We start from the raw sequence: 23,380 nt of genomic DNA on the forward strand, positions 1-23,380 counted from the left end.
AATCCTCGATGATCCGCCCAAACCGATAATTCTGTGCCAGAATAGTTGGGAATAATCTCAAGGAAACGCCATGTCTGCTATTGAAGTTATCCTCGTTGACCACCTCGATCGTCCCACCGGCAAGATGGAAAAGCTGGAAGTGCATGAAAAAGGATTACTGCACCGCGCGGTGACGGTCTACGTCTTCAATTCCCGGCAGGAGCTGTTGCTACAACGGCGTGCCAGCGATAAATATCATTGTGGTGGCTTGTGGAGTAATACCTGCTGTGGTCATCCTTATCCCCATGAATCAACCCGCGACGCCGCCGAGCGCCGCTTGCGTGAAGAGATGGGGATGGTGGTGACGCTGACGCCGGTGTTTGAGCTGAGCTACAACCTGAAACTGAGCAATGGCCTGACTGAACATGAGTATGGTCACGTCTTCTTTGCCGTCTGCGACAGCCTGCCGCAGCTGAATCCGCAGGAAGCGGATGCCTGGGATTATCGCCCGATGGCGCTGATTGAGCAGCAGATGCAGCAGCAGCCACAGCAGTTCACACCGTGGTTTTTGCACACCTTCCCGCGCATCCCGGACTATCTGGAGCAGTTTCCTTTCCCGCAAGTTACCGCATAAAAAAACCGCACTAAGGTGCGGTTTCAATGCTGGCCGGAGAAGTCGGGCCGGTGTAAACAATGCGCCAGGGTTATGAGCCCGTTTGCTCCCGCTCTTTATCCCTGCTAACCGGCAGAAAGACCGGTTTCTTCAATGATTATTTATCAGCAAGAGCTGGGATCACATGCTGCGGATCGCGTTCTATGGCCCGGAGTAAAGCTTTAGCCGGGCCGGTTGGCTCACGTCGTCCCTGTTCCCAGTTTTTTAGCGTGTCTACATTCACGGAAATCAGCTTAGCGAACCCGCTTTGCGAAAGACCAGTAGCGTTTCTGATAGCTTTGACTTTAACCGCAGTCACTGTGCTTTCGCGGGCAGGTGCTCGGGAGCCTTCGACGATCTCATTCATCTGAGTCATGCTTTCTTTCAAACGCTCAAACAGTTTTTTGTCCATTACCAGCCCTCGTTCAACGCCCTTAACAGATGTTTTTCATCCTCGGATAAATCATCCTGGACGCCTTTTTTATAAATCAGCAACAGCCTGATTTGTGATTCAGAGACTTTGTAATAGTAAATCACCCGAACGCCGCCACGCTTACCTTTGCCTTTGGCCGCCCAGCGAACTTTACGCAGGCCACCCGTATTCTGGATAACATCACCCCAGCCTGGATTGTCAGCCATGAATTGTTGAAACTCGCGATATTCATCATCGCTGAGTAGTTCCTTTACATCTTCCGTGAATACAGGAGTTTCAATGAATAACATGTCTGTACGTCATTGGCGTAGGGTAGAGTCATATTATCATGTAAGGAGGGTAAGTCAATGGCGTACAGTGAGGTGCGTAATCGCCCGCGCTGAGCATGCCTTAGAGGGCATTTTTTGCGTCTTTGCGGAGGATGTTTGCTCCCTGAGCCTGCGCGCTATCCACGCCCTGACCATTGATTATCGCTGCAGCTCGAAATCTTCCGCATCCACATCATAACCCGACGGTTCCCAGCGGATCGCCAGCAGCGCCAGCAGGCCCGCCAGTGGTGCCAGGAAGATCACCCAGAATACGCCGGTGCCCAGCGCCGCGACCAGCACCGGAAACAGAAACAGCGAAACGGTAGAGCTGCCGCGCATCAGCGTCTGGTTAAAGCCGACACCCACGCCGCGCAGCGACGTCGGGTAGCTCAGCGAAGCAAAAGTCATGGTATGGGAGCCAGGCCCGAATCCCTGTCCAAACAGGAACAGCGCCAGCATGCCGATCGCCAGCGCGGCTTCCTGACCGCCTTCCGGACGACCAATCAGCGCCAGCCCGAGCAGCGCCACGCACTGACAGGCATAACCCGCCACCGACATCTTCCACGCCCCGAGGCGCGGCACCAGTCGCACCGCCAGTATCCCGCCGACAAAGGCGAACAGCAGATTCAGCGCCAGCGACACCAGAATGGTGGTAAGCATTGACTGGGCAAAGAAGCTGGAGATGATCACCGGCAAGCCAAACGCCACTGCGTTATAAGCAAAGGATGAGGCAATGGAAGTGATGGTCGCCAGCAATGTACGTCGGCGATAAACACCCTGTAACAGCGCGCCATAGTTACGCCAGCTCGCCTTGCGCACCGGCATGGCAGGCGTCAGCGCGGCGTCGGCTGCCACCTGGGCATTAATATTCCACGCACTGCGTAAAATCGCCGCGGCACCTTTCAGGTCGCCCTGATTCGCCGCCCAAACCGGGGATTCGCTCATGTAACGGCTACGGATGGCGATGATGATAATCGCCGGAACGGCACCAAAACCAAGGATTAGACGCCAGAGCCAGTCGGTGTGGCTTTCGGGTAACACGGCATAGAGCAGCAGCACCAGCAGATAAGAGATGCTGATCGCCGCATACCAGGTTGGGCACCACATCGCCACGCTGGCCGCTTTATTCCCCTTGCCACGCAGCCTGGAAAACTCCGCCAGAAACGCCATCGCCACCGGCAGATCGATTCCGACCCCTAGGCCCATCACAAAACGCGCGCCGGCCAGCACATACTCATTGGGGGCAAACGCACAGGCGATAGCCGCCACCACGAAAAAGAACATATCAGCCATAAACACCCGATAACGGCCAATTTTATCCGTGAGATAGCCGCCGATCAGCGCGCCGATAATGGCCCCGAAGGTGATTGCCGAGGCGACCATGCCGGTGCCGGTCGGGGTGAGATTAAATTCGCGCGTGATGTCTTTGATGCCAAAGGCCAGCGCACCCAGGTCGTAGGCGTCAAGGAAGACGCCCCCCAGCGCAATCGCCACCACAATGCGGGCATTATTACGGGCGCTGTCGCCACTGTTCACTAATCGGGAGACGTCAGCTGCGCTGCGGATCCACTGTGTTTCGCCACCGGGCGAACTCCCTGTTGTTGCCACGTGGGCGGAAGAGGTCAGGTCGGACATGATGTTGTGCGTCTTTTATTATAAAAACAGATTTCCGAGAATAGCCGTTTAGACGCCCAGACGTAAATTCATTTCGGTTATATGAGATGAATTTATAATCTCAAATCGTTATCAATTTGCGATAAAGTCAGCTACATCGCCGCTGCGCCAGGCTACGCTTTTAAGGCAGATAATTTCCGCTGCACGCCTTGCCAGCCTCCCGCAGAGTGGCAGGAGGGCAGCCTGAACGCGCAGGCGCACAACGCCTTGTGAATCATCACGCAAGAACAAAACGTAAAAACAACACACTGCGATAAGGAAAAAGCCATGGTCAGAATTCGGGGTTGGATGGGCGTCAGCGCTTTGCTGCTCAGCATGGGGATAGCACAGGCGGCAGACCCGGTGCGGGTCGGCTCGAAAATTGATACCGAAGGTTCACTGCTGGGCAATGTGATTCTTCAGGTGCTGGAAAAGCACGGGGTAAAAACCGTCAATAAAATTCAGCTCGGCACCACGCAGGTGGTGCGCGGTGCCATCACGGCGGGCGAACTTGATATCTATCCGGAATATACCGGCAACGGTGCATTTTTCTTCAATGATGAGAAAGACAGCGCCTGGAAAAATGCCACCGAAGGCTACGAGAAAGTGAAGAAGCTGGATGCGGAGAAAAACCATCTGGTCTGGCTGACGCCCGCTCCGGCTAATAACACCTGGACCATCGCTGTGCGAAAAGATCTGGCTGAAAAAAATCAGCTAAACTCTCTGGCGGACCTCAGCGCCTGGCTGAAAAAAGGCGGCACTTTCAAACTGGCGGCCTCAGCAGAATTTATTGAACGCAGCGATGCCTTACCCGCCTTTGAAAAAGCCTATGGCTTTGACCTCAAGCAGGACCAGCTGCTGTCGCTGGCTGGCGGCGATACCGCTGTCACCATCAGCGCAGCGGCACAGCAGACTTCCGGCGTAAACGCGGCGATGGCGTACGGCACAGACGGTCCGGTGGCGGCATTAGGTCTGCAGACGCTCAGCGATCCTAAAGGGGTTCAGCCGATTTATGCGCCGACGCCGGTGATCCGTGAATCGGTACTCAAAGCCTATCCAGAGATTGCAGAGTGGCTGAAGCCGGTGTTCAGCGCGCTTGATGAGAAGACACTGCAACAGCTCAACGCCAAAATCGCGGTCGACGGTCAGGATGCCAGCAGCGTAGCGACCGAATGGCTGCAGCAGAAAAAGCTGCTGTAACCGATGCAGATATCGCGGGAAGCGATACGCCGTCCGGTTGAGCAGCCGGTGGCACTGCTGCTGCTGACGCTGCTGACTCTGGCGCTGGTGGCATTGCCGTTTCTGAACTTCGCCCCGAACCGTCTGGTGGCGGGTGAACCGCTGATGGGCTGGCAGATTAGCCGCTTCGGGCTGTTGCTGCTGCCGCTGTTGACGCTGTGGCTGCTGCTGTGGCGGCATCCGACCCGCATCACGCTGATGCTGGCGCTGCTGGCGGCAGAACTGATGCTGGCGGCGATCATCTGGCTCAGCGGTCATCAGGCCACTTTACTCAGCCAGCAGGGCAGCCGTCTGGCGCGCACCAGCTTTGCCAGCGGATTGTGGTGCAGCGGCGCGCTGATCCTGCTGCTGATCACCGATCAGGTGCGGCAACTGACCCGCCATCGGCTGGCACAGCTGCTGCTCAATCTGCAGGTCTGGCTGTTGCCGCTGCTGCTGCTGTTCAGTGGCCAGCTCAGCGATCTCTCCCTGCTGAAAGAGTATGCCAACCGCCACGCGGTGTTTGATGCCGCGCTGAGCCGTCATCTCACCCTGCTGGCGGGAACGGTGGTGCCTGCGCTGATGATTGCGCTGCCGCTGGGCGTCACGCTGTTCCGGCGGCCTGGCTGGCAGGGCGGGGTGTTCGGTGTGCTGAATGTGATTCAGACTGTGCCCTCGGTGGCGCTGTTTGGTCTGCTGATTGCGCCGCTGGCCGGACTGGCTCAGCAGTTTCCGTGGCTCGGCGACTGGGGCATCAGCGGCATTGGGATGGCTCCGGCGCTGATCGCGCTGGTGCTTTACGCCCTGCTGCCGTTGGTGCGCAGCGTGGTGGTGGGGCTGCAACAGGTGCCGCACGAGGTGCGTGAGAGTGCACGTGGCGTCGGCATGAGTGGCTGGCAGCAGTTTATTGCGGTGGATGTGCCGCTGGCGCTGCCGGTCTGGCTGGCGGGCCTGCGGGTAGTGGTGGTGCAGACGCTGGGCATGGCGGTGGTCGCGGCGCTGATTGGCGCGGGCGGCTTTGGCGCGATTATTTTCCAGGGACTGTTAAGCAGTGCGCTTGATTTGGTGTTGCTGGGGGTGATCCCGGTGATTGGGCTGGCGGTGGTCATTGATGCGCTATTCCGCCTGCTGATCTCACTGCTGGAGAGAAAAGATGATTGAGTTTGACGGCGTTTCCCGCGCGTTTAACGGTAAAGCGGCGGTGAAAGATCTGTCGTTACAGGTGGCGAAAGGGGAGTTTTGCGTGCTGCTTGGCACCTCCGGCTCGGGCAAATCGACCACCCTGAAGATGATCAACCGGCTGGTGGAGTTTGACAGTGGTGAAATCCGCTTTGCCGGAGAGTCGATTCGTCAGCTCGATGCCCGCACGCTGCGGCGGCGCATGGGCTACGCGATCCAGTCGATTGGCCTGTTCCCGCACTGGACGGTGCGGAAGAATATCGCCACGGTGCCAGTGCTGCTGGGCTGGCCCCGGGCACAGGTCAATGAACGTATCACGGCGCTGCTGGCGCTGCTGAATCTCGATGCGCAGCTGCTGGACCGCTATCCGCATCAGCTCTCGGGTGGGCAGCAGCAGCGCATCGGCGTGGCGCGGGCGCTGGCGGCGGATCCGGAAGTGTTACTGATGGATGAGCCGTTTGGTGCACTCGACCCGGTGACGCGCGGGGTGCTGCAACAGGAGATGTTGCGCATTCATCAACTGTCGGGCCGCACCATCGTGCTGGTGACGCACGACATCGACGAAGCGCTGACGCTGGCAGACCGTATTGTGCTGATGGATAACGGCGAGATTGTTCAGCAGGGCAGGCCAGCCGAGCTGCTGACCCAGCCGAAAAATGATTTTGTGCGCGACTTCTTTGGCCGCAGCGAAATGGGAGTACGGCTGCTGTCGCTGGAGCAGGTTGGTAATGCCGTGCGGCGCGGCGAGTGGCTGCCGGGCGAACCGATAGCTGCGGCACTGACGCTGCGCGATGCCCTGTCGCAGTTTATCGCCCGGCGTACCGATAAACTGCCGGTCATTGACGATCAGCAGCGGCCGCTGGGCGTGCTCCACTTTGGCGATCTGCTGCAACTGCGCGAGGATTTAACATGCGCAGGCTAAGGGATCCGCTGCTGTGGCTGGTGCTGTTCTACGGCGGGCTGCTGACCCTGATGCCTTACAGCGGGCCGCTGTTTCACCGCTGGTTTCCCGAACTGGCGCGGCCTCTCTATCAGCAGGAGAGCTTCTGGCAGCTGACGCTGGCGCATCTGTTTCTGGTGATCACCGCCAGCCTGCTGGCGATTGTGATTGGCATTGGCAGTGGTGTGCTGGTGACGCGGCGGGCGGGGCGGGCCTTCCGGCCGCTGATGGAAACCATTGTGGCGGCAGGGCAGACGATTCCGCCGGTGGCAGTGCTGGCGATTGCGGTGCCGGTGATGGGATTTGGCGCCTGGCCCGCAGTCGTGGCGCTGCTGCTCTACGGATTGCTGCCGATTTTACAGGGGACGCTGGCGGGTATTGATAGCGTACCGGCCAGCAGTCGGGAGATCGCCATCGGGGTCGGCATGAGTAGCTGGCAGCGACTGTGGCAGATTGAGCTGGCGCTGGCTGCGCCGGTCATCATCGCCGGGATACGCACCTCGGTGATCATCAACATCGGCACCGCTGCCATCGCCTCGACGGTCGGCGCGAAAAGTCTGGGATCGCCGGTGATTATCGGCTTAAGCGGCTTTAATACAGCCTATGTGATTCAGGGGGCATTACTGGTGGCGCTGCTGGCGATAGTCAGCGATCGCCTGTTTGAACGCCTGCAGCGCTGGCTTAGCGTGAGTGAACGATGAGAGAGTATCCCACCAGCATCAGACCGCCGGTGCCACCTGCCGCCATAATAAAAAACAGCGTGGCGAAGAAAGCTTTTTTACAGTTCATGGGTACAACCTGAGCTCGTTAACAGTGAGGCGGGGATAATAGCGCGCGCAAGGCAGCAGGCAAAGTGCCCGGCGTGCGTTTTTGTTATCAGGCGGGATCGTGCAACCGCACGGCATAGCCCTGTTCCTGCCAGTGTGACAGCTGTTCCTGCTGGCGGCGGGTCAGTTTTTTACCGGTAAAGACAAACATATTCATGCCGGGAAAGAGTTCAGGACGCGGTAAATCCAGCGGTTCTGCCAGCACATCAATCCGCCAGCCATGCTGCGACAGACGCCAGCCTTCCAGCCAGATTCGGGTACGATCGTCGATACCCCAGCCAATAATCAGCGCATCTTTACCCGATTTTTTGCGGCTGCCGGTCAGGCAGAACGCGACATAATCGATCAGCAAACCATCCAGCAGACTGCACATGGTGCGGGCGGTGTTCTGATCCAGACTCAGCTTCTGGCGCACCGGCATAAAAACATGATCGATCAGCGCATCAATCGGATGTTCGCGACCAATCGCGGCAATTTTATTACGAAGTTTAGCGGGTCTGACGTGACGCAGGACGCTGATCAGCTCATCCTGGAGTGTGGTCCAGCCGTCATGGGCATCAACATCGCCACCTTCCAGCAGTGCCTTAACTTTACCGACCGGCACGCCGCTTTCAATCCAGCGCATGATCTCTTCGATGCGATGAACATCCTCTTCGTCAAACTGACGATGTCCGCCTTCGGTACGTTGCGGCTTCAGTAAGCCATAACGACGCTGCCAGGCGCGCAGGGTGACTGGGTTTATGCCACAGCGCTCGGCGACGTCACCGATACTGTATAAGGTCATAAATTCCTCTTTCGATTGGTCTGAGTGCAATTACCATAACGAAGCCGACTAAGTTGTACAATACATTTCTCGATGTACAACTTGACTGATACGCCGTTTCTCCGTTATATCTCATAAAAGAGAATTTTTCCCAAATATGAGAAATCACCATGTCAGAGCTGAATACGGAGCAACGACTGGCGGTGAGGCTGGCAGAATTACGCCTGCAACGCGGCTGGTCGCTGGATGAACTTGCTGTCGCAACGGGCATCAGTCGTGCGTCATTATCGCGCATTGAGCGAAGCGAGACCAGCCCTACTGCTGCGCTGCTTAACCGTCTGTGTGTTGCCTACGGATTAACGATGTCGCGCCTGCTCAGTGAAGTGGAGGAGGAGTCCAGTTTGCTGATCAGAGATGACCAGCAGCCCGTGTGGCAGGATGAATCCAGCGGATTTATTCGCCGGAATGTCTCACCCCCTGCGCTTCATTTCCGATGCGAACTGATTGAGGGCAAATTACGGCCTGGTGCACGTATAGATTACGATGCGCCACCCATTCAGGGTCTGGAGCAGCATATCTGGCTACGCGAGGGCGGCCTCATCGTCACGATGGGGGCGCAGCAGTGGGCGCTGAAGCCCGGTGATTGCTTACGTTTTCATCTGGTCGGGAAATCGGCTTTTGAGGCGCACCTGACTGACGGCGCGCGCTATTTACTGGTGGTGGCGAAACCATGATCGATTACACAATACTTCGCGCCGACGAAGCGCAACCGCAATTGGATGAACTCACGGCGGTGCTGCAGGCCTGTGTGGCAGACGGCGCCAGCGTCGGTTTTATTGATGCTGAAGACGAAGAGGTGATAACGCGATTCTGGCAGCAGCGGATCGCCGGTCTGGCAGACGGCGACAGCGAACTATTCGTTGCGCGGCAGCACGGTCGCATCGTGGGCACGGTCATTCTCAGTGGCAGCGCCATGCCTAATGGCCGACACCGGGCGGAGATCAGCAAACTGCTGGTGCATCCGCAGGCGCGCCGTCAGGGCATCGCGCGTGAGCTGATGCAGCGCGCTGAGCAGCAGGCCCGTGCGCAGGGCAAAACGCTGCTGGTGCTGGATACGCGCAGCGGCGATGTCGCCAGCGATCTCTATCGCTCGCTGGGCTGGCAGGTAGCGGGGTCGATCCCGTTTTATGCCGAATCCACCGCAGGCGTGCTGGATGCCACCACCTATATGTACAAAGTGCTGGCGTAGCCAGCCGCTAGCTCATGCGGCTGGCCTTTCTTCGTGCCGGACCGGCCCGGGTTGACGGGCTGCCCGCACGACCCTGAAACGGGCAACTGCTGAAATTTACGACGTCGCACGAAAAATTCGGCGCGAAAGCTGACGCCAACAGGATACTGTGTAAAAATACAGGCCATATTTTCGGTGTGGTAACGCAAATCATGGCCCTGACAGCCGCAGTAAAAAGCCAGATAGCGCAGTGGTATAAAGCGCTTCAGCAGCAGGTGCCTGATTTCATCCCGCGTGCGCCGCAGCGCCAGATGATCGCCGAAGTGGCGAAATGCCTGGCGGGCGACGATTCGCGCCATCTGGCGGTTGAAGCGCCAACCGGCGTGGGCAAAACCCTCTCTTATCTGATCCCGGGCATCGCCGCCAGCCGCGCCCAGGAGAAGCGGCTGGTGATCAGCACCGCCAACGTGGCGCTGCAGGATCAAATCTTCACCAAAGATCTGCCGCTGCTGAAAAAAATCATTCCCGATCTCACCTTTACCGCCGCCTTTGGTCGCGGGCGCTATGTCTGTCCGCGTAATCTGGCGGCGATGGCGGCTGATGACGATGAGCAGGGCGATCTGCTGCTTTATCTGGACGATGACGCCGTCAGCAGCACTAAAGAGGAGCAGACGCAGTGTGGCCGGTTGCAGAAATCGCTGGATCGCTATCAGTGGGACGGCCTGCGCGATCACAGCGACGAGAACGTCAGCGACAGCCTGTGGCAGCGGCTCTCCACCGACAAAGCGAGCTGCCTTGGCGCACACTGTCGCTGGTATCGTGAATGCCCGTTCTTTGTGGCGCGGCGCGAAATCGAGCAGGTGGATGTAGTGGTGGCGAACCATGCGCTGGTCATGGCCGCAATGGAGAATGAGTCGGTGCTGCCACCGGCAAAAAACCTGATGCTGGTACTGGATGAAGGGCATCACCTGCCGGAAGTGGCCCGCGATGCGCTGGAGATGAGCGCCGACATCACGCCGGGCTGGAGCAGCCTGCAGCTTGACCTCTTTATCAAGCTGGTAGAGAGCATTATGACGCAGATGCGGCCAAAATCGCCGCCGCTGCTGGCTAACCCGGAGCGGCTGAAAGCGCACTGCGATGAGCTGCGCGAACTGCTGACGATTACCGCTCAGGCGCTGAATCCGCTGCTGCCACCGCATAACCAGCCGGGCGAATTCCGCTTTGTGCTGGGCGCGTTGCCGCAGGAGCTGCTGGATCTCTGCGCCCGGCTCTTTAAGCTCAGCGATGCGCTGCGCGGCCTGAGTGAAGGTTTGATTAATGCGCTGAGCGAGCAGACCGGCAAGGTGGATGTGGTGCGACTGCATCGCAATCTGCTGCAGCTCAATCGCCAGTTTGGCTGGTTCGAATCGGTCAGCAAACTGTGGCGGCTGGCGGCGATGGAAAAAGCCTCTGGCGCGCCGGTGTCAAAGTGGATCACCCGCGAGCTGCGTGAAGGTCAGGCGCACCTGCTGTTTCACTGCGCTGGCATCCGCGTCAGCGACCAGCTGGAGAAGATGCTGTGGCGTAAAATTCCGCACGTGGTTGTGACCTCCGCCACGCTGCGATCGCTTAACAGTTTCAACCGCCTGCAGGAGATGTCGGGACTCAGCGAGAAGGCGGGCGACCGCTTTGTGGCGCTGGACTCCCCGTTTAACCACGTGGAGCAGGGCAAGCTGGTGATCCCGCAGATGCGCTATGAGCCGCTGATGACGCACGAAGCGGAGCATATCGCGGAGATGGCCGGTTTCTTCCGGCAGCAGATGGCGGAGAAAAAGCACAAAGGCGTGCTGGTGCTGTTTGCCAGCAACCGGGCGATGCAGCAGTTTGTCGCCTGTCTGCCCGACCTGCGCCTCTCAATGCTGGTTCAGGGCGATCAGCCGCGCAGCCGCCTGGTCGATCTGCATCGTCAGCGCGTCGCCAAAGGGGAAACCAGCATCCTGATTGGCCTGCAGTCGTTTGCCGAAGGGCTGGATCTTAAAGGCGATCTGCTGAGTCAGGTGCATATCCATAAAATCGCTTTTCCCCCGGTAGACAGTCCGGTAATTTTGACCGAAGGCGAGTGGCTGAAAAGCCTGAAACGCTATCCGTTTGAGGTGCAGAGCTTACCCAGCGCCTCTTTTACCCTGATTCAACAGGTCGGACGCCTGATTCGCAGCCATCAATGTTATGGCGAAATCGTCATTTACGACCGCCGTCTGCTGAGCAAATCTTACGGCAGCCGGCTGTTAGCGGCGCTGCCGATCTTCCCGATTGAGCAGCCGGAAACGCCAGAGCCGGCAGCGATACCGGCCACCGTGGTGCCAAAAAACACGGTGCGTAAACGACGTCCCACGCGGCGCTGAGCCGCGCACTTAACCGGAAGCGAGTGATGGAACTGAATAAAATCATTAAAGAGATTGGTCGCGGTAAAAATCATGCCCGCGATATCGACTTTGATACTGCCGTGGCGCTCTATGGCGCGATGCTGGCGGGCGAGGTGCCGGACCTGGAGCTGGGCGGCATTCTGATTGCGCTGCGTATCAAAGGCGAAGGCGAAGCGGAAATGCGCGGCTTTTATCAGGCGATGCAGGCGCAGATGATGCAACTGCAGGCGCCGGAAAACCGCCCGATGCCGGTTGTGATCCCCAGCTACAACGGTGCACGTCGGCAGGGCAATCTCACGCCGTTGCTGGCGCTGCTGCTGGTAAAACTTGGCTTCCCGGTGCTGGTGCATGGCGTCAGCGACGACGCGACGCGCATCACCAGTGAAGCGGTGTTTGCCGCGCTGGGTATTACCCCCGTCACCACCGCAGAGGCGGCGCAGGCAAAACTCGATCAGGGCGAACTCGCCTTTATCACCATCGATCATCTCTGCCCGCCAATGGCGAAACAGCTGTCGCTGCGCTGGCGAATGGGCGTGCGTAACAGCGCGCATACGCTGGCAAAACTGGCGACCCCGTTTGCCGAACGTGCGGCGCTGCGTCTGTCGAGCGTGTCGCATCCGGAGTATGTGCCGCGTGTGGCGAAATTCTTCAGTGACATCGATGCGCCTGCGATACTGCTCAATGGCACCGAAGGGGAGGTCTATGCCAATCCACAGCGCTGCCCGGCGATCAGCATGATTCAGGGCGCAGGCGCGGAAGCGGAAGTGTGGGTTGAGCGTCAGCCCGAAGTGGCCGTTGAACTGCCGGCCGATAAGACGGCAGAGGTAACCGCGCGCTGGATTGAGCAGGTGCTGAATCAGCAGCGGCCGGTGCCCGCATCACTGCGACTGCAGCTCGCCTGCTGCCTGCGTGCCAGCGGCCAGTGCGACTCGCTGGCGGCGGCAGAGCAGCAGATCCTCGCCGCCGGTTACTGACTCAGGCTGCTGGCAGCGCCTGTTCAACCAGGTTCTGCCAGAAAGTAATGCCAATTGGCAGCAGCGCGTCGTTGAAGTCATAGCGGGCGTTGTGCAGTGGGGCGGAAGGCGTGTCGCCATCCGCGCCCAGCCAGAAGTAAGCACCTGGACAGGCCTCCATCATGCAGGCAAAATCTTCAGACGCCATCGACGGATTGACCTGCCACTGAACCTGTTCGGCCCCCAGCGTCGCCAGCGCCACCTCGCGCACCTGCTCAGCCGGGGCAGCATGGTTGGCGGTCACCGGATAGCCCGGTAACCACTCAATCTCACCGCTCACGCCAAACGGACGTGGCAGGGTAGCAACAAACTCATCAATCAGCCCGCGCACTTTTTCGCGCACGCTGGTCTGCAGGCAGCGCACCGTGCCGCGCAGCACAATCTGTTCCGGGATCACGTTGATTGCTTCGCCACCGTGGATCTGCGTCACGCTGACCACCGCCGAGGCGAGCGGCGAGAGCCGACGTGACGGAATCGTCTGCAGCGCCAGAATCAGCTCAGCCGCCACCACCATTGGGTCGGCACCGCTTTCCGGCATCGCCGCGTGGCAGCTTTTGCCGTGCAGGGTAATCTCAAACGAATCCAGCGACGCCATCATGGCGCCAGGGTTAACCGCCAGTGACCCCAGCGGCAGGCCCGGCCAGTTGTGCATCGCATAGATCGCATCCATCGGGAAGCGCTGGAACAGTCCCTCTTCCACCATTTTGCGCGCACCGCCCAGGTTCTCTTCGGCAGGCTGAAAAATGAAATGTACCGTGCCGCTGAACTGGCGTGTGGCGGCCAGCTGTCGGGCGGCGGCCAGCAGAATGGCGCTGTGACCGTCGTGCCCGCAGGCGTGCATCACGCCGGGAGTGGCGGAGCGCCATTCAGTGTCGCCTTTTTCCGTAATCGGCAGCGCATCCATATCCGCACGCAGCCCGATAACCGGGCCGGGACCGTTTTCCAGCGTGCCGATCACGCCGGTGCCCGCCAGACCACGAAACACCTGCAATCCCGCCCGCTCTAACTCATCAGCGATAAACTGGCTGGTTTGCTGTTCCTGGTAACCTAATTCGGGGTGGCGATGAAACTCACGGCGCCAGCGCAGGGCATCTTCAAGCAGGGCAGGGGAAAGGGTCATGCAGAGTCGCGCTCCATACAGAATGAGAAGATTTCACTTTAGAGGTCGGGTGGCGCTGCGTCTATCGCCGGCAGGACGAAATCTGGCTATAGGCTAAATCAAAATGGAATAAGTAATAAGGAAGTGATGTCCGGGCAGGGCTTCAGAAGGGAAAAAAGCGAAGAAAACGGGGCAAGTCGCTGCCCGCCCCGTTCAGCGTATTACTTCTGCATCGGCAGATTCAGGTCATGCTCTGCCGCGCAACTTTGTGCCAGCTCATAACCCGCGTCGGCATGACGCATCACGCCGGTGGCCGGGTCATTCCACAACACCCGACCCAGACGCGCATCCGCCTCTTTGCTGCCGTCACAGACAATCACCATACCGGCGTGCTGCGAGAAGCCCATACCGACACCGCCGCCGTGATGCAGGCTGACCCAGGTCGCACCGCCTGCGGTATTCAGCAGCGCGTTGAGCAGCGGCCAGTCTGAGATTGCATCCGAGCCATCCTTCATCGCTTCGGTTTCACGGTTAGGTGAGGCAACAGAGCCGCAGTCGAGATGGTCGCGGCCAATCACCACCGGCGCTTTCAGCTCGCCGTTGCGGACCATTTCATTGAACGCCAGACCGGCAAGATGCCGTTCGCCCAGTCCCAGCCAGCAGATACGTGCTGGCAATCCCTGGAAGGCGATGCGCTCCTGCGCCATATCCAGCCAGCGATGCAGCGTTTTGTGGTGCGGGAACAGTTCCTTGAGTTTCGCGTCGGTCTTGTAGATATCTTCCGGATCGCCGGACAGCGCCACCCAGCGGAACGGGCCTTTTCCTTCGCAGAACAGCGGACGGATGTAGGCCGGTACAAAGCCAGGGAAGTCGAAGGCGTTGCTGACACCCTCATCCAGCGCTACCTGACGGATATTGTTGCCGTAATCCACGGTCGGGATGCCCATATGACAGAAGTCGAGCATCGCCTGCACGTGGACCGCCATTGAGGCACGCGCCGCTTTCTCCACTGCCTTCGGCTGTGAGACGCGCTCCTGCTGCCAGCGCGCCAGATCCCAGCCAGCCGGCAGATAGCCATTAATCGGATCGTGCGCCGAGGTCTGATCGGTGACGATGTCCGGTTTTGGCCCGCCCGCCCGGGCGCGTTTCACCAGCTCCGGCAGGATCTCGGCGGCATTGCCCAGCAGCCCGACCGAAATCGCTTTTTTCGCCGCGGTCGCTTCGCTGATTAACGCCAGCGCTTCATCCAGCGTAGTGGCTTTGTAATCTACATAGCGGGTACGCAGGCGGAAATCGATGCGCGACTCCTGACACTCAATCGCCAGCACACAGGCCCCGGCCAGAACGCCCGCCAACGGTTGCGCGCCGCCCATGCCGCCCAGCCCGGCGGTGAGGATCCAGCGTCCGCTGAGGTCGTTGTTGTAGTGCTGACGTCCCGCTTCCACGAAGGTTTCGTAGGTGCCCTGCACGATGCCCTGCGCGCCGATATAGATCCAGGAACCGGCGGTCATCTGGCCGTACATCATCAGACCCGCTTTATCCAGCTCATGGAAGTGATCCCAGGTCGCCCAGTGCGGCACCAGATTGGAGTTTGCCAGCAGCACGCGGGGTGCATCCGCGTGGGTGCGGAAGATGCCGACCGGCTTGCCGCTCTGGATCAGCAGGGTTTCATCCGGCTGCAGTGCCCGCAGTGAACGCAGGATCTGCTCGAAGCACTCCCAGTTACGCGCCGCCTTACCGATGCCGCCATAAACCACCAGATCTTCCGGCCGCTCGGCAACATCGGGATCGAGGTTGTTCTGAATCATGCGGTAAGCGGCTTCAATCAGCCAGTTGGCGCAGTGCAGCGTGGTACCGTGAGGCGCGCGAATTTCACGTGCCACAGCCTGAGAAAGAGTTTCGCTCATGAAAGATTCCTTAATTCAAGAAGTTGGGCGCATGCTCGGCAGCAGCGCTGTCAATGACTGAGGCCAGTCAGTGCGACTTGCCCACTGACGCATTGCCTCGATATCGGGAGCCAGCAGGCGATCCTCCTCAAGGAAGGCGACCTGCTCGCGAATGGTGTCGATGGCCTGCTCAATCAGCGCAGAGCTTTTCAGCGGCCGGTTGAATTCAATGCCCTGTGCGGCGGCCATCGCCTCAATGCCCACGACTGCGGCGCTGTTAAAGCACATGCTGCCGAGACGGCGGGCGGCGTAGGTCGCCATCGAGACGTGATCTTCCTGATTAGCGGAGGTCGGCAGGCTGTCGACGCTGCCCGGATGGGCCAGCGATTTGTTCTCAGAGGCCAGGGCTGCGGCGGTCACCTGGGCGATCATAAAGCCGGAGTTTACGCCGCCGTCGCGCACCAGGAAGGGCGGCAGGCCCGACAAGCCGCTGTCCAGCAGCAGCGCCAGCCGCCGCTCGGAGATGGCCCCGACTTCGGCAATCGCCAGCGCCAGGATGTCCGCAGCAAAAGCCACCGGCTCGGCGTGGAAGTTGCCGCCGGAGATCACATCGCCGCTGTCGCTGAACACCAGCGGGTTGTCAGAGGCCGCGTTCGCTTCGATTTCCAGAATCCGCGCGGCGTGGCTGAAGTTGTCCAGGCAGGCACCCATCACCTGTGGCACGCAGCGGATGGAGTAGGGATCCTGAACGCGGCCGCAATGCGTATGCGACAGCACTATTTCACTGCCCTCAATCAGGGTGCTGACGGCAGCGGCGACCGCAATCTGACCATGCTGACCGCGCGCCTGATGGATACGGGCGTCGAACGGTTTTAGCGAGCCTTTAATCGCCTCCAGCGACAGCGCACCGGCCATCAGACCAGCGGCAAACAGGTTTTCACCCTCAAACAGGCCGCGCAGCGCCAGCGCAGTTGAGACCTGGGTGCCGTTAAGCAGCGCCAGTCCCTCTTTCGGGCCGAGTACAAACGGCGACAGACCCACGCTTGCCAGGCCTTCGGTTGCCGGGATCAACTCACCCCTGAGCCGGACCTGACCTTCGCCCAGCAGCATCAGGGACATGTGCGCCAGCGGCGCCAGATCGCCGGAGGCACCGACCGAGCCTTTTTCCGGGATGCAGGGCATGACACCCGCATTGAACAGCGCCAGCAGCGCCTCAACCAGTTCGATTCGCACGCCAGAGTGACCGCGTGCCAGGCTGATGATTTTGGTGGCGACCACCAGGCGGGTAACATTGTCGGGCAGCAGATCGCCCAGCCCGACGCTGTGTGACAGCACCAGATTACGCTGCAGATCCGCCAGCCGACTGGCCGGGATTTGCGTCTGCGCCAGCTTGCCGAAGCCGGTATTAATGCCATATACCACGTTGCCAGAGGCGACAATCGCATCCACGGTCTGCTGCGCCGCCGCAATTGCCTGACGCGCGGGCTCATCAAGCGTCAGCGTGACGTTGCCCTGATAGATAGCGCGTAATGTGGCGAGGTCCACCTCGCCTGGCACCAGGCGCAAAACCTGAAACGAACCTGACATAGTCTACTCCTGTCTATACAAGTGTGCTGGTGTGGCTAAACTGCTCTCCTTGCCCTGATCCAGCGGAATAATACGAGTGAAACATAAGCGTTAATTCTTGTCTATGCTTGTCTATACAATCAAAGGAAGCAAGCAAGTGCCGTGCCAGGCCGATCACAAAAATCGATTGCCCGTCCGCTGCGGGTTGACTATTTAGCGCTACTCAGAGGCTGCACCATCAGGATGCGCAGGCTGCACCATTGGGGCACCGCGCAGCGTACTGGATGTATATACATTCACACGGTGAGACAGTAAACTTAGGGGACTTTCAGCATAAGGAACAGCAAATGGTTGAGCATACGGCACTGGCACAACTGGCGGCGGCAATGAGTGATGAGCCTGCCCCGATTTATCAGCGGGTGAAGCAGGCCATCGTCAGCCAGATCCGTGAAGGGTTGTGGAAAGCGAATCAGCGTGTGCCATCAGAAAGTGAACTGGTTAATGAACTGGGCGTCAGCCGCATGACCATTAACCGGGCGCTGCGTGAACTCACCAGCGAAGGCTTTCTGGTGCGGATGCAGGGCGTCGGAACCTTCGTGGCGGAGATGAAAGGCTACACCGCCATGCTGGAGGTGCATAACATCGCCGATGAGATCGCTCAGCGCGGCCATCAGCACAGCTGCAAAATTCTCGCCATCGGCCAGGACAAAGCCGATCCTGAGCAGGCGGCGGTGCTGGGACTGACCACCGGGCAGACGCTCTATCATTCGCTGATTGTGCATTACGAAAATGATCTGCCGGTGCAGCTGGAGGACCGTCTGGTCAATCCGCTGGTCGCGCCCGATTACCTGACGCAGGATTATCAGCAGATGACGCCTTACACCTATCTGATGCGCGTTGCGCCGCTGACGGCGGGCGAGCACATTGTTGAAGCGGTGTTGCCCGATGCGCGTCAGCGTAAACATCTGTCGGTGGATGAGCACGAACCCTGCCTTCTGATTCGCCGTCAGACCTGGAGCGACACTAAAATCGTGACCTATGCGCGGCTGCTCTATCCCGGCTCACGTTACAAACTGCTGGGCCGCTTCAGAGGACACGGTTAAGACGGGTAAACAGCAGCCGGGCATCGGTATCGCACGGGCTGAGTGCTGTTTCTTCATCGACCCACCACGCGCCCTGCTGCGCGGTCAGCCGTTCCCCGTCAGCCGTCTGCCAGGCGCCGGTCAGCACCCACGCGACGCCATGCAGAGTGCTGACCGGCGTGGTCACCACCTCCACCGCTGCATGCCATTCCCCGCGCCGCGTCATAATATTAAAATCTTCGCTGACGCTGCCCTGCAGCTTTGCCGTTAAGGCGAGTTCGCCGGCAAACGCCCAGGGCTGCTGAGGTGTCAGTAAGTGCTGCACGCCCGGCGCGGTGAGCAACACCGGATCGCCATGCAGCAGGGTAATCACCCGATCAATGTCAGAAAAGGCTGAGAAGGGACCATCCTGCGCCAGCGTCGCAATGCTGGCGCGCCAGCCGAAGCGCTCCTCGCCGGGTGGAAAGCTGATGATTTCGCGGGTTTCGCCGCCGCCGTTGCGCCAGCGGCTGACCGCCAGCTCCGCGTATGTGAACCTTGCGATCATCGCAGCGTCTCCATCGCCTGAGCAAAGCGGGCGGCACACGCCGTCTGGTGCGGATGCACCCCATCTTCTACCACGGCTTTACCCGCCACATAAACGTCCCGAATCTGATCGCGTTGCCCGGCAAAGAGCCAGCGGTTGAGGACGGCGTGCGACCCGACGCTGCCGAGCCACGCCTCATCCCGCAGCACCAGCCAGTCGGCACGTTGTCCCACCGCCAGCGTGCCCTGCTGAATGCCACACGCCTGCGCACCGCCTGCTGCTGCCTGTTGCCACAGCAGATCGCCTACCGACGGCTGGCCGGGCAGGGTAATCCGGTTGCGACGCTGGTCGCGCAGTCGCTGAGCATACTCCAGCCAGCGCAGCTCTTCCTGGGCGCTCAGCGAAACGTGACTGTCAGAGCCGATGCCCCAGCGTCCGCCCTGCGCGATGTACTCCACTGCCGAAAAGATGCCGTCACCGAGGTTGGCTTCGGTGGTCGGGCAGAGACCCGCCACTGCGCCGCTGCGGGCGAGACGCGCCAGCTCACTCTCATCCAGATGGGTGGCGTGGATCAGGCACCAGCGCGCATCCACCTCAAAGCGGTTCAGCAGCCAGGCCACCGGACGCTCGCCGCTCCACGCCAGCGAGTCATTCACCTCTTTCTGCTGTTCAGCCACATGGATATGTACCGGCAGTGTCAGATCACTGGCCGCCAGCACGTCCTGCATCTGGCTTTCACTCACCGCCCGCAGTGAATGGAAACAGAGGCCACGGTTCAGCAGTGGCCTTTGCTGCTGCCACGTATCAAGCCGCGCCTGCTGTTGCAGATAGCGGTCGGTCTGCTGGATAAAACGCTTCTGACCCGCCGACGCTGGCTGGCTGCCGAAGCCGCTGTAGCTGTAGAGCACCGGCAGCAGCGTCTGGCCGATACCGGCGATCTCCGCCGCTTCAATCAGCTGTTGCAGCATCGCATCATCACTGTAGGGCGCACCCTGTGTGTCGTGGTGCAGGTAGTGAAACTCTGCCACCTGGGTGTAGCCGCCTTTCAGCATCTCGATGTAGAGCAGGGCGGCAATATCGCCCACCTGTTGCGGCGTCAGGCGCTGCACCATGCGGTACATCAGATCCCGCCACGTCCAGAAACTGTCCTGAGGATCGCCCGCCACTTCAGCCAGACCCGCCATGGCACGCTGGAAGGCGTGCGAGTGCAGGTTGGCGATTGCCGGGATCACCTCGCCGTTGAGCCGGATAGCCTGATCAGCGTGGCTATCCGGAGTAATAGAGTCGATAAAACCGGCCTGATTGACCGTGATACGCACCTGCTGCTGCCAGCCCTCCGCCAGCAGGGCACGCGAGGCAAAAAAAGTCGCCATGGTTGATCCTCATCGGATGTGGTTGTATATACATATACATACTTTGAGGCACAGTGTAAACGGCGGAGGCATGAGGCAGCGATGGCAGAAGAGATGCGCGTAGAGACGGTGTGGACCGGGGCTGACCTGGTCACCATGCGTGACGGAAAGTACCATCTTATCCCGCAGGGGGCGCTGGTGGTGCGGGCGGGCAGGCTGGTGTGGGTCGGGCCGCAGGCGGAGATGCCCGCGTTCGTCGCCGATCAGCATCATCATCTGCCGGGCGGCATCGTGACCCCGGGGCTGGTGGATTGTCATACCCATCTGGTGTTTGGCGGCGACCGCAGCCAGGAGTTTGAACAGCGCCTGAATGGCGTCAGCTATGCAGAGATTGCCGCGCAGGGCGGTGGCATCCTCTCAACCGTGCGCGCTACCCGTGCCGCCACTGAAGAGGAACTGGTGGCATCGGCTCGCTGGCGGCTAAACCGCCTGCTGGCCGAGGGCGTCACCACCGTGGAGATCAAGTCCGGCTATGGCCTGGATGAAGAGAGCGAACTGCGGATGCTGCGGGCGATTCGCCAGCTGGGAGAGAGCGTAGCTGCTGACGTGCGCGCCACCTGTCTGGCGGCACATGCTTTTCCGCCGGAGTTTAAGCACGACCCGGATGGCTGGGTCGATATCATCTGCGAACGGCTGCTGCCGCAGGTGCAGGCACTGGGACTGGCGGATGCGGTGGATGCGTTCTGCGAGCATCTCGCCTTTTCACCGCAGCAGGTGGCGCGGGTGTTTGATCGGGCGGTGGCGCTTGGCATGCCGGTGAAACTGCATGCGGAGCAGCTCTCGGCGTCAGGTGGCGCAGCACTGGCGGCGCGCTATGGGGCGCTCTCTGCCGACCACCTTGAATATGCCACCGAGGAGGATGCCAGAGCGATGGCACAACATGGCACCGTGGCGGTACTGCTGCCTGGTGCATTTTATCTGCTGCGGGAGACGCAGCGTCCGCCGGTGGATCTCTTCCGGCGCTATGGCGTGCCGATGGCGCTGGCCAGCGATGCCAATCCCGGCACCTCGCCTGCGCTGTCGCTGCGTCTGATGCTTAATATGGGCTGTACCCTGTTTGGCATGACGCCGGAAGAGGCGCTGGCGGGCGTCACGCTGTGGGGGGCAAAAGCGCTGGGGCTGGCTGACAGTCACGGCTCGCTGGAGGCGGGAAAAGTGGCGAACTTCGTTCACTGGCCGCTGGCCCGTCCGGCAGAACTGGTTTACTGGCTGGGTGGTGAACTGCCCTGTACCGTTATCTATCGTGGAGAACCGCAATGAACCCTTTCCATTTTACCCAGGGTAGTCTGCCGCTGCTGGTCAGCATTCCCCACGCCGGTACCGAGCTGACGCCCGACGTGGAAGCCGGACTGAGTGAGGCCGCGCGCGGCTTACCCGACACCGACTGGCATATTCCCCTGCTGTATGATTTTGTGCGTGATCTCGGGGCCAGCGTGTTAATCGGCCGCTACTCCCGCTTTGTGGTCGATCTCAATCGCCCGCCCGATAACCAGCCGCTCTACACCAGCGCCACCACCGGCCTGTTCCCGGAAACCCTGTTCGACGGTACACCGACCTTTGCGCCAGGCAAAACACCCGACGACACGGCGCGTCAGGGCTACATCGATCAGATCTGGCAGCCCTATCATCAGCAGATTCAACAGGAGCTGGCGCGGCTCAAAGCGCAGCATGGCTATGCGCTGCTGTTTGACGCCCACTCTATCGCCAGTGAAATTCCCCGCCTGTTTGACGGCCGTCTGCCCGATATCAACATCGGCACCAACGACGGCGCAAGCTGCACGCCTGCAATGAGTGCGGCGCTGGAGGCCGTGTGCGCGGCGCAGAACGACTACAGCTGGGTGATTAACGGGCGCTTTAAAGGCGGTTACATCACCCGTGCCTGCGGTCAGCCGCAGCAGCAGATTGAGGCGGTCCAGCTGGAGCTGGCGCAGCTCAACTATATGGATGAAACCCCGCCTTACGCCTGGCAGCAGGCGCGTGCCGCCCGGTTGCAGAACGTGCTGAAGGCACTGATCCACGCCATGCTGGCGCAGGCTAAATCGCAATAAAACTCACCAGAGCGATGCGCCACTCCGGTGCATCGCTGCCCTGATTGGGTGCAGCGGCGGGCAGGTCGCCTGCCCGCTCCCAGACTCCCGCCGCCTTTTTCCGCCTCTGAAGAGCTGGCATAACCTTTGCTTGGTTGTATGTACAAGTGCAGCAGCACCGCCATCTGCGTAATAAATTCTGTCTGGCTCACAAAACGATAAAGCCGGCAATGAACTGCGCTGCGTTAACTTGTATATACATGACATATCATCCTGTGAAATTTATGTTAAATCTCGTCAGGGCGATCACCAGGCCGCTACTTTCAGGAGAACCGTATGACGCACCCTCTGACTCTTCGTCGTTTATGTCTCACTACGCTGGTTTCCAGCCTGCTGCTCTGTGGCGTCAGCGCCCAGGCCAAAGAGTGGAAGTCGATCACCATTGCCACCGAAGGCAGTTATGAACCCTGGAACCTCACCCTGCCAGGCGGCAAACTGGGCGGTTTTGAACCGGAGCTGATGGCCGATCTCTGCCAGCGTATGGCAATACAGTGCAAGCTGGTGGTGCAGAACTGGGATGGAATGATCGCCGGTCTGAATGCCGGAAAATATGATGTGATCATGGATGCAATTGTGATCACCCCCGAGCGCAAGAAAGTGATCAATTTCACCGTGCCCTACGCCTCAACGCCCGCCACCTTCATCACGGTGAAAGGGTCGTTGCTGCCTGCCGACAGTAAGATCATCAAACTCACCGACGATGAGAAAACCGTGGAGCCTGCCATCGCACCCCTGAAAGCGGCGCTGAAGGGCAAAACCATCGGTATCGCCTCCGGCACCGTCTACACGCCGTTTATCGACAAGTACTTCAAAGAGGTGGCGGATGTGCGGGAATACACCAGCTCAGCCGATGCGATCCTCGATTTGCAGGCGGGGCGTATTGACGCAGTGTTTGACGATGTGACCTTTGCGCAGTCGATGCTGGCGCGACCGGATAACCGTAACCTCAGCTTTAGCGGTCCGCAACTGGGCGGCCCAATCTGGGGTGAGGGCGAGGCGATGGGCGTGCGCATGGCAGACAACGATCTGAAAGCCCGGCTGGATCAGGCGATCAAAGCCGCGCTGGCCGATGGCACAGTGAAAAAGCTGAGCGAGAAGTGGTTCAAAACTGACGTCACACCCTGAGT

At 59.8% G+C, this 23,380-nt stretch carries 23 protein-coding genes; 13 read left to right on the forward strand and 10 right to left on the reverse strand.

The window, feature by feature from the left end; genetic code table 11:
* The first annotated feature begins 70 nt into the window (after window positions 1-70).
* The gene (gene idi, locus GVJ63_RS00070) at window positions 71-613 is read left to right on the forward strand and encodes an isopentenyl-diphosphate Delta-isomerase (protein ID WP_010254245.1); all 543 of its coding nucleotides are present in this window, start codon (window positions 71-73) and stop codon (window positions 611-613) included.
* Window positions 614-749: 136 nt separating this feature from the next.
* On the opposite strand, the gene nadS is transcribed toward idi, so the two are convergent.
* The 3 genes from nadS to GVJ63_RS00085 all read right to left on the reverse strand — a co-directional run bounded on the left by nadS (window position 750) and on the right by GVJ63_RS00085 (window position 3,007).
* Window positions 750-1,043: a NadS family protein gene (gene nadS, locus GVJ63_RS00075; protein WP_010669711.1), complete on the reverse strand. Its 294-nt coding sequence runs from the start codon at window positions 1,041-1,043 to the stop codon at window positions 750-752.
* The gene (locus tag GVJ63_RS00080) at window positions 1,043-1,354 is read right to left on the reverse strand and encodes a type II toxin-antitoxin system RelE/ParE family toxin (protein WP_010669712.1); all 312 of its coding nucleotides are present in this window, start codon (window positions 1,352-1,354) and stop codon (window positions 1,043-1,045) included. Before GVJ63_RS00080 ends, nadS begins: the two co-directional genes overlap by 1 nt.
* Before the next feature lie 177 nt (window positions 1,355-1,531).
* Entirely contained in the window at window positions 1,532-3,007 is a 1,476-nt protein-coding gene (locus tag GVJ63_RS00085) for an MFS transporter (protein ID WP_159226248.1), read from the reverse strand.
* Window positions 3,008-3,313: 306 nt separating this feature from the next.
* Between GVJ63_RS00085 and GVJ63_RS00090 the strand changes: the two genes are divergently transcribed.
* The 4 genes from GVJ63_RS00090 to GVJ63_RS00105 are packed head-to-tail and all read left to right on the forward strand — an operon-like array spanning window position 3,314 to window position 7,063.
* Entirely contained in the window at window positions 3,314-4,225 is a 912-nt protein-coding gene (locus tag GVJ63_RS00090) for an ABC transporter substrate-binding protein (protein ID WP_062758107.1), read from the forward strand.
* Between the two features lie 3 nt (window positions 4,226-4,228).
* Window positions 4,229-5,404, forward strand: coding sequence for an ABC transporter permease (locus GVJ63_RS00095; RefSeq protein ID WP_159226249.1), 1,176 nt, complete (start codon window positions 4,229-4,231; stop codon window positions 5,402-5,404).
* Window positions 5,397-6,344, forward strand: coding sequence for an ABC transporter ATP-binding protein (locus tag GVJ63_RS00100; protein ID WP_132498871.1), 948 nt, complete (start codon window positions 5,397-5,399; stop codon window positions 6,342-6,344). The genes GVJ63_RS00095 and GVJ63_RS00100 overlap by 8 nt, the downstream gene beginning before the upstream one ends.
* Window positions 6,332-7,063 carry an ABC transporter permease gene (locus GVJ63_RS00105; protein ID WP_159226250.1) on the forward strand — a complete coding sequence of 244 codons (732 nt, stop codon included), beginning with the start codon at window positions 6,332-6,334 and terminating at the stop codon, window positions 7,061-7,063. Before GVJ63_RS00100 ends, GVJ63_RS00105 begins: the two co-directional genes overlap by 13 nt.
* A gap of 175 nt (window positions 7,064-7,238) precedes the next feature.
* Here GVJ63_RS00105 and GVJ63_RS00110 read toward each other — a convergent pair whose 3' ends face one another.
* The gene (locus GVJ63_RS00110) at window positions 7,239-7,973 is read right to left on the reverse strand and encodes a MerR family transcriptional regulator (protein ID WP_010254274.1); all 735 of its coding nucleotides are present in this window, start codon (window positions 7,971-7,973) and stop codon (window positions 7,239-7,241) included.
* Window positions 7,974-8,122: 149 nt separating this feature from the next.
* On the opposite strand from GVJ63_RS00110, the gene GVJ63_RS00115 reads away from it, so the two are divergent.
* The 4 genes from GVJ63_RS00115 to ybiB all read left to right on the forward strand — a co-directional run bounded on the left by GVJ63_RS00115 (window position 8,123) and on the right by ybiB (window position 12,556).
* Window positions 8,123-8,686, forward strand: a complete 564-nt coding sequence (locus tag GVJ63_RS00115; RefSeq protein WP_010254278.1) for a helix-turn-helix domain-containing protein — start codon at window positions 8,123-8,125, stop codon at window positions 8,684-8,686.
* A complete protein-coding gene (locus GVJ63_RS00120) occupies window positions 8,683-9,201 on the forward strand; it encodes a GNAT family N-acetyltransferase (RefSeq protein ID WP_010254281.1) in 519 nt (172 codons plus the stop codon). The genes GVJ63_RS00115 and GVJ63_RS00120 overlap by 4 nt, the downstream gene beginning before the upstream one ends.
* A gap of 191 nt (window positions 9,202-9,392) precedes the next feature.
* A complete protein-coding gene (gene dinG, locus GVJ63_RS00125) occupies window positions 9,393-11,561 on the forward strand; it encodes an ATP-dependent DNA helicase DinG (RefSeq protein WP_159226251.1) in 2,169 nt (722 codons plus the stop codon).
* Window positions 11,562-11,587: 26 nt separating this feature from the next.
* Window positions 11,588-12,556, forward strand: a complete 969-nt coding sequence (ybiB, locus tag GVJ63_RS00130; RefSeq protein ID WP_010254284.1) for a DNA-binding protein YbiB — start codon at window positions 11,588-11,590, stop codon at window positions 12,554-12,556.
* Window position 12,557: 1 nt separating this feature from the next.
* Here ybiB and GVJ63_RS00135 read toward each other — a convergent pair whose 3' ends face one another.
* From GVJ63_RS00135 to hutH, 3 genes are all read right to left on the reverse strand, one after another.
* Window positions 12,558-13,715, reverse strand: coding sequence for a M20 aminoacylase family protein (locus GVJ63_RS00135; RefSeq protein WP_010254287.1), 1,158 nt, complete (start codon window positions 13,713-13,715; stop codon window positions 12,558-12,560).
* 200 nt (window positions 13,716-13,915) lie between these two features.
* Window positions 13,916-15,601 (reverse strand): urocanate hydratase, encoded by a 1,686-nt coding sequence (hutU, locus tag GVJ63_RS00140; protein WP_010254290.1) that lies wholly within the window; start codon window positions 15,599-15,601, stop codon window positions 13,916-13,918.
* 15 nt (window positions 15,602-15,616) lie between these two features.
* On the reverse strand, window positions 15,617-17,167 hold the full coding sequence (hutH, locus tag GVJ63_RS00145; protein WP_159226252.1) for a histidine ammonia-lyase: 1,551 nt from the start codon (window positions 17,165-17,167) through the stop codon (window positions 15,617-15,619).
* A 326-nt stretch (window positions 17,168-17,493) separates the two neighbouring features.
* Between hutH and hutC the strand changes: the two genes are divergently transcribed.
* Window positions 17,494-18,249: a histidine utilization repressor gene (gene hutC / locus GVJ63_RS00150; RefSeq protein ID WP_010254300.1), complete on the forward strand. Its 756-nt coding sequence runs from the start codon at window positions 17,494-17,496 to the stop codon at window positions 18,247-18,249.
* Here hutC and GVJ63_RS00155 read toward each other — a convergent pair.
* Window positions 18,233-18,775: a HutD family protein gene (locus tag GVJ63_RS00155; protein ID WP_159226253.1), complete on the reverse strand. Its 543-nt coding sequence runs from the start codon at window positions 18,773-18,775 to the stop codon at window positions 18,233-18,235. The genes hutC and GVJ63_RS00155 overlap by 17 nt on opposite strands.
* Window positions 18,772-20,127 (reverse strand): formimidoylglutamate deiminase, encoded by a 1,356-nt coding sequence (locus GVJ63_RS00160; RefSeq protein WP_159226254.1) that lies wholly within the window; start codon window positions 20,125-20,127, stop codon window positions 18,772-18,774. Before GVJ63_RS00160 ends, GVJ63_RS00155 begins: the two co-directional genes overlap by 4 nt.
* An 81-nt stretch (window positions 20,128-20,208) precedes the next feature.
* Here GVJ63_RS00160 and hutI point away from each other — a divergent pair, with 81 nt between their 5' ends.
* A complete protein-coding gene (gene hutI, locus GVJ63_RS00165; RefSeq protein WP_031293039.1) occupies window positions 20,209-21,426 on the forward strand; it encodes an imidazolonepropionase in 1,218 nt (405 codons plus the stop codon).
* Window positions 21,423-22,214: an N-formylglutamate deformylase gene (hutG, locus tag GVJ63_RS00170; protein WP_159226255.1), complete on the forward strand. Its 792-nt coding sequence runs from the start codon at window positions 21,423-21,425 to the stop codon at window positions 22,212-22,214. Before hutI ends, hutG begins: the two co-directional genes overlap by 4 nt.
* On the opposite strand, the gene GVJ63_RS22455 is transcribed toward hutG, so the two are convergent.
* Window positions 22,201-22,335 (reverse strand): hypothetical protein, encoded by a 135-nt coding sequence (locus GVJ63_RS22455; protein ID WP_255456246.1) that lies wholly within the window; start codon window positions 22,333-22,335, stop codon window positions 22,201-22,203. The genes hutG and GVJ63_RS22455 overlap by 14 nt on opposite strands.
* A gap of 194 nt (window positions 22,336-22,529) precedes the next feature.
* Between GVJ63_RS22455 and GVJ63_RS00175 the strand changes: the two genes are divergently transcribed.
* A complete protein-coding gene (locus tag GVJ63_RS00175; RefSeq protein ID WP_010669726.1) occupies window positions 22,530-23,378 on the forward strand; it encodes a transporter substrate-binding domain-containing protein in 849 nt (282 codons plus the stop codon).
* Window positions 23,379-23,380 lie beyond the last annotated feature (2 nt).

The organism is Pantoea sp. 18059 (assembly GCF_902706165.1).
GTDB classification, from domain to species: Bacteria; Pseudomonadota; Gammaproteobacteria; order Enterobacterales; family Enterobacteriaceae; genus Pantoea; species Pantoea agglomerans.

Excerpts from the sequence above, each read along its gene's own strand:
- GVJ63_RS00085 (WP_159226248.1), bottom strand. The coding sequence starts at position 3,007 with ATGTCCGACCTGACCTCTTCCGCCCACGTGGCAACAACAGGGAGTTCG.
- GVJ63_RS22455 (WP_255456246.1), bottom strand. The coding sequence starts at position 22,335 with ATGCCAGCTCTTCAGAGGCGGAAAAAGGCGGCGGGAGTCTGGGAGCGG.
- GVJ63_RS00120 (WP_010254281.1), top strand. The coding sequence starts at position 8,683 with ATGATCGATTACACAATACTTCGCGCCGACGAAGCGCAACCGCAATTG.
- idi (WP_010254245.1), top strand. The coding sequence starts at position 71 with ATGTCTGCTATTGAAGTTATCCTCGTTGACCACCTCGATCGTCCCACC.
- GVJ63_RS00160 (WP_159226254.1), bottom strand. The coding sequence starts at position 20,127 with ATGGCGACTTTTTTTGCCTCGCGTGCCCTGCTGGCGGAGGGCTGGCAG.
- nadS (WP_010669711.1), bottom strand. The coding sequence starts at position 1,043 with ATGGACAAAAAACTGTTTGAGCGTTTGAAAGAAAGCATGACTCAGATG.
- GVJ63_RS00080 (WP_010669712.1), bottom strand. The coding sequence starts at position 1,354 with ATGTTATTCATTGAAACTCCTGTATTCACGGAAGATGTAAAGGAACTA.
- hutI (WP_031293039.1), top strand. The coding sequence starts at position 20,209 with ATGGCAGAAGAGATGCGCGTAGAGACGGTGTGGACCGGGGCTGACCTG.
- GVJ63_RS00155 (WP_159226253.1), bottom strand. The coding sequence starts at position 18,775 with ATGATCGCAAGGTTCACATACGCGGAGCTGGCGGTCAGCCGCTGGCGC.
- GVJ63_RS00100 (WP_132498871.1), top strand. The coding sequence starts at position 5,397 with ATGATTGAGTTTGACGGCGTTTCCCGCGCGTTTAACGGTAAAGCGGCG.
- GVJ63_RS00115 (WP_010254278.1), top strand. The coding sequence starts at position 8,123 with ATGTCAGAGCTGAATACGGAGCAACGACTGGCGGTGAGGCTGGCAGAA.
- GVJ63_RS00175 (WP_010669726.1), top strand. The coding sequence starts at position 22,530 with ATGACGCACCCTCTGACTCTTCGTCGTTTATGTCTCACTACGCTGGTT.
- hutG (WP_159226255.1), top strand. The coding sequence starts at position 21,423 with ATGAACCCTTTCCATTTTACCCAGGGTAGTCTGCCGCTGCTGGTCAGC.
- GVJ63_RS00110 (WP_010254274.1), bottom strand. The coding sequence starts at position 7,973 with ATGACCTTATACAGTATCGGTGACGTCGCCGAGCGCTGTGGCATAAAC.
- ybiB (WP_010254284.1), top strand. The coding sequence starts at position 11,588 with ATGGAACTGAATAAAATCATTAAAGAGATTGGTCGCGGTAAAAATCAT.
- hutU (WP_010254290.1), bottom strand. The coding sequence starts at position 15,601 with ATGAGCGAAACTCTTTCTCAGGCTGTGGCACGTGAAATTCGCGCGCCT.
- GVJ63_RS00135 (WP_010254287.1), bottom strand. The coding sequence starts at position 13,715 with ATGACCCTTTCCCCTGCCCTGCTTGAAGATGCCCTGCGCTGGCGCCGT.
- hutC (WP_010254300.1), top strand. The coding sequence starts at position 17,494 with ATGGTTGAGCATACGGCACTGGCACAACTGGCGGCGGCAATGAGTGAT.
- GVJ63_RS00095 (WP_159226249.1), top strand. The coding sequence starts at position 4,229 with ATGCAGATATCGCGGGAAGCGATACGCCGTCCGGTTGAGCAGCCGGTG.
- hutH (WP_159226252.1), bottom strand. The coding sequence starts at position 17,167 with ATGTCAGGTTCGTTTCAGGTTTTGCGCCTGGTGCCAGGCGAGGTGGAC.
- GVJ63_RS00090 (WP_062758107.1), top strand. The coding sequence starts at position 3,314 with ATGGTCAGAATTCGGGGTTGGATGGGCGTCAGCGCTTTGCTGCTCAGC.
- GVJ63_RS00105 (WP_159226250.1), top strand. The coding sequence starts at position 6,332 with ATGCGCAGGCTAAGGGATCCGCTGCTGTGGCTGGTGCTGTTCTACGGC.
- dinG (WP_159226251.1), top strand. The coding sequence starts at position 9,393 with ATGGCCCTGACAGCCGCAGTAAAAAGCCAGATAGCGCAGTGGTATAAA.